The organism is Pacificibacter sp., from assembly GCF_039769035.1.
Taxonomy (GTDB): Bacteria; Pseudomonadota; Alphaproteobacteria; order Rhodobacterales; family Rhodobacteraceae; genus Celeribacter.
Genome location: NZ_JBDMZG010000210.1, coordinates 1 through 7,508 on the forward strand (window position 1 = coordinate 1; position 7,508 = coordinate 7,508).

The following is a 7,508-nucleotide window of genomic DNA, read 5'->3' on the forward strand; positions in this document are numbered from 1 at the left end:
AGCGCGAAACGCGCACCGACTTCGGCCATGCGCCCAGCGCCTTTGGTGATGACCATAAAATTAACGATCAACAAAACAATGAAGACGACCAGTCCCAAAAGAACCGATCCACTCATGACGAAACTGGCAAAACCTTCAATGACATTGCCCGCCGCACTGGTGCCAGTGTGACCTTGGCCGATGATCAATTTTGTGGAGGAGACATTCAAAGACAGGCGCAGCATCAAACTGGCCAAAAGCACTGTTGGGAAAACAGAAAAATCCAAGGGGCGTTCGATGAAGAGTGTGACCGTAAAGATCAAAATCGCGAGCGCAAAGCTGGCGGCCAATCCAACATCCAAAACCCATGCTGGAACGGGCAAAATCATCATCACGATGACAGCCATCAGGGCCAGCGCCAGCAAGATTGTTGGCCGAAAAATAGATCCAAGACTTAAGTTCATCTTGCGCCCTTGCTTTGCTGTGCTGGTCCTGCGTTTTTGGTGATCACTCGGGCTGGTTCATCATGCTTCGACCAAGCCATTTGCATGCCGCTGCGCGGGTATGCTTCTAACTGTGCGCATTCGAATTTGGGTGATTTCATAGCTGCTGCATTTCTTGCCTGAGTGACTTTCAGGATAAGCGGCGCATGGTTTACAAGACGTAACCAAGTTTCAGAAAATTGTCTGAATATCAGCGACTTGGTTTCATGCGCGCAGCCGAAAAGGCCCTATCAAAAATAGCTGCGCACCAATGCACTGGAGAGAAGTGACCAACCGTCGGACACGACAAAAAATGCAAGCTTGAACGGCATTGAGACGACCGCTGGCGGCACCATCATCATCCCCATCGACATCAAAATCGCCGCGACGACCAAATCAATAATGAGAAACGGCAAAAAGACCAAAAACCCGATTTGAAATGCGCGTTCAATTTCGGACAGCAAGAAAGACGGGACCAAAACGGAAAGCGATGCCTCTTCAACAGGTGTTTCTAAGCCAACCATATCGGGGCGCAGGGCCGCCAGATGTTCAAAAGTGTCAGAATCAATTCGACTCGACATAAAGCCGCGAAACGGATCCATAACCAATGGAAACGCGGTCTCGACATCAATAGTGCCGTCGATCAAGGGCTGAACGCCTGCGCTCCAACTTTGGTCAAAGACGGGTTCCATTACAAAGTAGGTCAAAAACAAAGCCAAGCTGACGATAAGCATATTTGGCGGGGCCTGTTGCAACCCCAAGGCTTGGCGCAAAATCGACAGAACCGTCACAATAAAAGGAAAACACGTCACCATGACAGCCAGCCCCGGAACGAGGCTGAGCACGGTAATGACAAGCATCAATTGGATAGACCGATTGGCGAGCGATCCGTTGTCGCCGAACGAAATCGACAGGTCTTGCGCCATCGTGGGTTGGGCCCAGATTAGGGTTAATGCCACGAAGACAATGACTGCTGGAATTATGCGCAATGCTCTACAACCCGCTTTGGAGATCGGAAACCTCGGTTAACCGCACCGCGAGCTGTCCCGCATTTTCACCGTCCAATTCTTGTAATTCGCCACGCGCGATCAGCTTGTCACCAATATAGAGCTCGACAGGGTCTTCGATCTTGCGATCCAATGGCAGGACACTGTCATTTTGCAGGCTAAGTAAATCTTTGATCAAAGGGCGCGCGCGGCCAACGGAAATGGTGATTTCAATCGGCACGTTGGTGAACGGGTTTTGCGAACCTTGTTTCAGGTCGAGTGTCTCATCCATTTTGTATCGCCTCTTCATTCAGAACGTAAATCGACGCAATTGCCTTGGCTATGCGCTCGATCGCGCTGTCCATATCGATCTTTTTTTCGATCGCCCCCATGCGCAGATACACTTGGCCTTCCGCGAGCGAGGGCTCCTCTATGATGTCCATTGGAATGGTTAAGGAAGCGTCAACCAAACCTTCAATAACGCTCCGACCAGAGGGGGCGACGACGATTTGAAGCGGCGCATCTGACAATTCTTCGGCAAAGGGCAGCAGTTCTTCCAAGATCGTTTGCCCGAGTGTTTCGGAAATCAAGCGCGGCAAGACCTTTGAAACGATCTCGATCAACAAGGGTTCAAGCGACTTCATCACGTGGGTCTTGGCTTCATAGAATGTGAAGCCCAAGTCTTGGATATTGCGCGCAAATTCCGCACCGATGTGGGTGCTTTGGTCCGAAACACTTTGCTCCGCGTCATCCCATCCTGCTTTGTAGCCTTGCTCATATGTGGTGAGTTTTATGGCCTCGATTTCCGCAGGTGTGGGTGCTGGTGGGGCATCGGGCTCCGCGCCGAAATCGTGACCGATGCCGTGGTGTCTGATTGCAGCGCCAAAGTCTTCAAGTTGCAAAAGTTGTGTCACAGAACGTCCTCCGCTTTTTGATCCATCCAGCCGCGCAGAATTTCAACGGTTTCCTCTTGGCGTTCTTCAATGAGCGCTTTCAGCCGCGTTACTGGGTCTGCCGACGCCTCGCGCGCGCCCCCTTCTGCGTCAAAATCAGAGGCGACTCCCAACGTTGGTAAATTGAATTCTCCACTTTCGATTTCTCCAGTGAGAGCGGGCTCGGAAGTTCCGATTTGCGCCAAAGCGGCCGTATTCGTTTGAGCCGCCTGAAGCGTTTGCGGTGCCTCAGGGGCAGCCAAACCCAAAGCTGGCGCAGGCAGTGCGGCGGGCGCCGTGGCAAAGATAGGACGCACAACAAACAGCCCCAAGACCAACGCCACCAAAGCCAAAAACGCGAGCTGAATAATGGTCATGATATTAAGATCCGCTGTTGGGAAAAGCGCGCTTTGCACGACAGTGCCTTCCGCAACAACGGGTTGAAATTCCATGGTTTTGATAGTGATGACGTCTCCGCGCGCCTCGTCAAACCCAACGACAGAGGCGACCAATTCGCGCAAGGCTGCAAGTTCAGAATCTGTGCGTGGCTGCCACTCAGCGGCCTGCGTGTCAGCATTTTCCGTGCGAATACCATCAACCAAAACGGCCACAGTCAGTCGTTTGATCGCGCCAGGACTACGTTGCAGTTCTCTGCGCATTTCAGAGACTTCATAGTTAATGCGCTCCCGGGTTGTACTGTTGTTCGAACTGGCCTCTCCAGTTTGTGCGCCATCCCCTGCTGGCAAGTTGGAAGCAACCGTCACCGCGTTGCCACCACGATCGGATGAGGACGTCGTATTTTCCTCAATCTCCGAGCTGATTGCGACGCGGCCTTCAGGGTCAAACTTGGTTTCAACGATTGTTTCATGATCGGTTTCATTTTCGACAGAAACCTCAACAATTGCGCGACCAACACCAACGCGCGCCTCAAGAAGGTGTTCAATATTTTGCTTAAGTTCTTTTTCGCGATCCGTGCCTTGCGCGGCGCCGGACATGTGATCGTCACCCGAAATAACCGCGCCACTGCGTCCATCGATAACGGCAACATCTTCTGCGGAAAGCCCAGCGACGGCTGACGCCACCAGATATTTCAGGGCTTTCGCGCGCTCACCAGAAATACGCCCCGAATTGGCCGTAACCGTCACCGACGCTGTGGCAGCGATTTGGCGTTTGAACGGTTGGGACGAAGGATTGGCGATGTGAACACGCGCGGTTTGAATTTGAGCCGAGGACACAATTGTACGCGCCAATTCGCCCTCTTTTGCGCGCCAATATGCGGCATCGAACATTTGCGACGTTGTGCCAAACCCCGTCAACGAATCAAGAAGCTCATATCCACTGGACGAATTCGCAGGCAGACCTTCCGAGGCGAGCGTCATCCGCAATTCGTCTCTTTGCGTATTTGGCACAAAGATGGATCCGCCGCGAATATCATAAGCGACGCCGCGGGTCTCAAGCGTTTTCACAACGTCACCCGCCGTGCTCGCGTCCAACCCAGAGTACAACAGCGTCATGCTAGGCGAGGTGGCAAGCCGCGACAGACCGATAATTGCCGCAAACATAAAGAGGGTCGCGCCGACCACGATAATTCGGCGTCTAGGGTCCAAACCGAACCACACGTTTAGAATCTGCTGCAAGACGTCACTCCTTGGATATGTGGGCTTCTGCCCCCGTCGTTGTCCAAAGATTGATCGAACAGCCTTAACAATCGGTTAGCTACCTTCAGGTTAAAACAGAATCATCGAAGAAATTGGTGGACGATCACATGGCTGATGAAGAGCAGCTCGAAGAAGTACCTAAGAAGAAGTCAAAGCTGCCGCTTATACTTGGTGTCGGCTTAATGCTGATTCTTGGCGGTGGCGGCTTTTTTGCCGTCTATACAGGTCTGCTTTTCGCCCCTGCGCACGCGCCTGCCCATGACGAACAAGCGGCGCATGTCGACGAACCGATGGAGCCTTTGCCCGATGTTGCCTATGTGCCGATTGCGCCGCTCGTCATCAATTTGGTGGGCACAGGCAGCGGCAGTCGACACCTTAGATTTCAAGCACAGATTGAGGTCCCTTCGGCCTACAGCAAAGAAGTGGAAGCCCTTCTGCCCCGCATCGTTGATGTTCTGAACGGGTATTTAAGAGCCGTGGATGTCTCTGAACTCGAAAGCCCCTCAGCGTTGATTCGATTGCGCACACAGATGCTTCGGAGGCTGCAAATCGTCACGGGCTCTGGGCGCGTAAAAGACCTGCTGATCATGGAATTCGTCATTACTTAGGAGTTGGATATGACGCTCATCGCGGACATCTTAATGATTATTGGTACACTGTGTGTCGCGGTTTACTGCATCGTATTGGCGCGACGTCTCAGCCGTTTTACCGACCTTGAAAAAGGCATGGGGGGCGCGATCGCCGTCTTGTCTGCACAGGTCGATGATATGACGAAAACCCTTACCAAAGCCCAAAAGACAGCTGCGGGATCGGCAGTGAAACTCGAAGAATTAACCTTGCGGGCCGAAGACGCGGCGAAGCGCCTCGAACTGTTGATGGCGTCTATGCATGACTTGCCAACGCAACAAGACAACACGGCCGAAACATCAGAAACGCCCGCCGCTTCTTCGACGGAGCAAGACGAAGAACGCGCTGACGCGTTGTTTTTTAGCAGACGCCCACAGGTTGAGGCCGCAGAATGACACGCAAGACACCCAAACCCCAAAAACGACGCAGCCCAGGGCGCGGAGCCTTACTGATTTTGGCGGCCGTATTTGCAATGTCGTCCGCTGCACGCTTGTTGTCCGGAACAGGGGCGGCCATTGCCCGTGAAATTTCTCAACTCAGCACAGAAGAATCGACTGTTCCCGACGGGGATACCGGTTTGTGTGTGCCCGATACTGAAACAGCAATCCTATTTGAAAGTCTGCAAAAACGCGAAGCTCGTATCGCCGAAGAAGAAAGCGTCGTTGCCAAGAAAATGAAGGCCTTAGAGTTGGCGCGGGCAGAATTCGAGAAGAATATTGTGGCCCTGCAAAACGCTGAGGCGCGCTTGGCGACGACCATGTCTGTGGCAAGCACCGCAGCACAAGACGATTTGGCAAAATTGACGGATGTTTATGAAAACATGAAGCCCAAAGACGCCGCAGCACTGTTCGAAAAAATGGCGCCGGAATTTGCAGCAGGCTTCTTGAGCCGCATGCGTTCCGAAGCTGCCGCCGCCGTCCTTGCAGGTCTGGATCCGGAAGCGGCTTATACAATTTCCGTCATTTTGGCGGGTCGAAATGCAAACGTCCCGCGTGAGTAAAATCAGGCAATTATTAACCTAAACATGGCAACTCTACAGGGTGCAAACGCGAATTAAACAGGGGCGCTCACTATGATCGGCATCGTCGGTATACTCATTATTTTTGCAATGGTCTTCGGGGGATACATTGCTGCAGGCGGTAAGATGGGTCTCATCTTAAAAGCCTTGCCGTTTGAGTTCATGATGATCGGTGGCGCAGCGGCGGGCGCCTTTGTGATTTCAAACGATATGGCGGGCATCAAACACACCCTGAAGGACATGGGCAAGGTGTTCAAAGGGCCCAAATGGAAACCAGAAGACTACAAAGACCTTCTGTGTTTGCTGTTTGAGCTTATCCGTTTGGCACGGCAAAACCCCGTCGGCCTAGAGGAACATATCGAAGCGCCGGAAAGCTCGTCCATCTTTAGCAAATACCCAAAGATCCTTGCGGACAAAGAGGCTGTCGCGCTGACATGTGACACGCTTCGCTCCGCCTCAATGAACTACGATGATCCCCATCAAGTTGAAGAAATTCTCGAAAAACGCACCGATGCCAACCTCCACCATGCCCTTCATTCCTCTCATGCGATGGCGGCCATTGGCGATGGTCTGCCAGCCCTCGGGATCGTTGCAGCGGTTCTAGGGGTTATCAAAACAATGGCCTCGATTGATCAGCCACCCGAAATTTTGGGCAAAATGATTGGGGGCGCTCTTGTGGGGACTTTTTTGGGCGTGTTTTTGGCCTATGGTTTTGCAGGCCCATTCGCCGCAAAAATGAAGTCTGTCATTGAAGAAGACGCACATTTTTACCAACTCATCCGCGAAGTCCTCGTCGCAAACCTGCACAACCACGCGACAAATATATGTATCGAGGTCGGTCGGCAAAATACCCCCGGTCACTACCGCCCAAGCTTCTCTGACCTAGAAGACGCACTCAAAGGTGTGAAATCGGACGTCGCATGATTCGATCGTTTTTCATATTCATGGCCACATTTCTTCCCAATGTGCTTCTTGCAGATGTGCTCGCTGTAAGATCCGGAGAGCACGCAGACTTTTCACGTCTTGTTGTGCAATTCCCAGACGCGCAGGATTGGACAGTGACAGCATTCGACGGCGGCTATACCCTTGAGGCAAAGCTTGGCGAGTTTGAATATGACGTCGACCAAGTGTTCAAATTCATCCCCAAAACACGTATTTCACGCGTTGAAAACTCCGCAAAAAACGCATTGAAAATTTTCACGCGCAAAGGGTTTCATGCAGATGCTTTTGAACTGCGAAAAGGGCGCGTTGTCATTGACATCAAAGACGGCCCGCCACCGCTCAATTCACAGTTCGAACAGCCAAATAAAACGGCACCGGAACAAGTCGTCGCCAGTGCGCGCACGGCGGATGCAATCGCTTTTGGCGATCCTTTTAGATTGAAAGACGCCAAACCTTTTTTTCGGTCACCCGTCATTGATCCTTTTGCGTTGAACGCCACTCCAGAGAAGTCCGTTGCGCCTTCATTCGCAGTCGAAGAACCCGTCGAATTGGACCTTGGTGCACAGATGGACCAAAAGACCTCCCCCCTTCAAACGCTCAACGTTCCAAACGCTCGCGTCTTGAAGATGGAGCAAGTTCTGATCGATCAGATCAGCCGCGCCGCAACACAAGGGTTGCTTGAGGCCGATCTGCCTGAAAAAGACAAAGCCGTCGAGGCACGTGCCCAGTTGGAAACGGTTCAAACATCGCAGCCTTTGCCGCCCCTGCCAGTCATTCCAGAAGCTCCAAAACCCAAAATCAGCACGCACCTGCGGGTGCAAACTGCCATCGATCGAGACATCGCACCCGCCGCGAATGCATCTAGCGAAGAAACCGCATTTGAC

The 7,508-nt window shown here is 52.4% G+C and carries 10 protein-coding genes; 5 read left to right on the top strand and 5 right to left on the bottom strand.

Features of this window, described 5'->3' with window-relative positions; all coding sequences use genetic code 11:
• From ABF287_RS16780 to fliF, 5 genes are all read right to left on the bottom strand, one after another.
• The coding region (locus tag ABF287_RS16780; protein WP_347186146.1) for an FHIPEP family type III secretion protein at positions 1-443 on the bottom strand (443 nt) is incomplete at its 3' end.
• 269 nt (positions 444-712) lie between these two features.
• Positions 713-1,387: a flagellar type III secretion system pore protein FliP gene (gene fliP, locus ABF287_RS16785; protein ID WP_347186155.1), complete on the bottom strand. Its 675-nt coding sequence runs from the start codon at positions 1,385-1,387 to the stop codon at positions 713-715.
• Positions 1,388-1,454: 67 nt separating this feature from the next.
• On the bottom strand, positions 1,455-1,739 hold the full coding sequence (locus tag ABF287_RS16790; protein ID WP_347186147.1) for a FliM/FliN family flagellar motor switch protein: 285 nt from the start codon (positions 1,737-1,739) through the stop codon (positions 1,455-1,457).
• Positions 1,732-2,361, bottom strand: coding sequence for a flagellar biosynthesis protein (locus ABF287_RS16795; protein WP_347186148.1), 630 nt, complete (start codon positions 2,359-2,361; stop codon positions 1,732-1,734). Before ABF287_RS16795 ends, ABF287_RS16790 begins: the two co-directional genes overlap by 8 nt.
• Positions 2,358-4,016, bottom strand: a complete 1,659-nt coding sequence (fliF, locus tag ABF287_RS16800) for a flagellar basal-body MS-ring/collar protein FliF (protein ID WP_347186149.1) — start codon at positions 4,014-4,016, stop codon at positions 2,358-2,360. The genes ABF287_RS16795 and fliF overlap by 4 nt, the downstream gene beginning before the upstream one ends.
• A 128-nt stretch (positions 4,017-4,144) precedes the next feature.
• Between fliF and ABF287_RS16805 the strand changes: the two genes are divergently transcribed.
• The 5 genes from ABF287_RS16805 to ABF287_RS16825 form a co-directional block, all read left to right on the top strand.
• Positions 4,145-4,645, top strand: a complete 501-nt coding sequence (locus ABF287_RS16805) for a flagellar basal body-associated FliL family protein (RefSeq protein ID WP_347186150.1) — start codon at positions 4,145-4,147, stop codon at positions 4,643-4,645.
• Between the two features lie 9 nt (positions 4,646-4,654).
• A complete protein-coding gene (locus ABF287_RS16810) occupies positions 4,655-5,059 on the top strand; it encodes a hypothetical protein (RefSeq protein WP_347186151.1) in 405 nt (134 codons plus the stop codon).
• Positions 5,056-5,664: a hypothetical protein gene (locus ABF287_RS16815; RefSeq protein WP_347186152.1), complete on the top strand. Its 609-nt coding sequence runs from the start codon at positions 5,056-5,058 to the stop codon at positions 5,662-5,664. Before ABF287_RS16810 ends, ABF287_RS16815 begins: the two co-directional genes overlap by 4 nt.
• Positions 5,665-5,736: 72 nt before the next feature.
• Entirely contained in the window at positions 5,737-6,606 is an 870-nt protein-coding gene (gene motA / locus ABF287_RS16820) for a flagellar motor stator protein MotA (protein ID WP_347186153.1), read from the top strand.
• The coding region (locus ABF287_RS16825) for a hypothetical protein (RefSeq protein ID WP_347186154.1) at positions 6,603-7,508 on the top strand (906 nt) is incomplete at its 3' end. The genes motA and ABF287_RS16825, both read left to right, overlap by 4 nt.

Coding starts and splice junctions, on each gene's coding strand:
- ABF287_RS16805 (WP_347186150.1), top strand. CDS start 4,145: ATGGCTGATGAAGAGCAGCTCGAAGAAGTACCTAAGAAGAAGTCAAAG.
- ABF287_RS16790 (WP_347186147.1), bottom strand. CDS start 1,739: ATGGATGAGACACTCGACCTGAAACAAGGTTCGCAAAACCCGTTCACC.
- ABF287_RS16815 (WP_347186152.1), top strand. CDS start 5,056: ATGACACGCAAGACACCCAAACCCCAAAAACGACGCAGCCCAGGGCGC.
- motA (WP_347186153.1), top strand. CDS start 5,737: ATGATCGGCATCGTCGGTATACTCATTATTTTTGCAATGGTCTTCGGG.
- fliP (WP_347186155.1), bottom strand. CDS start 1,387: ATGGCGCAAGACCTGTCGATTTCGTTCGGCGACAACGGATCGCTCGCC.
- ABF287_RS16810 (WP_347186151.1), top strand. CDS start 4,655: ATGACGCTCATCGCGGACATCTTAATGATTATTGGTACACTGTGTGTC.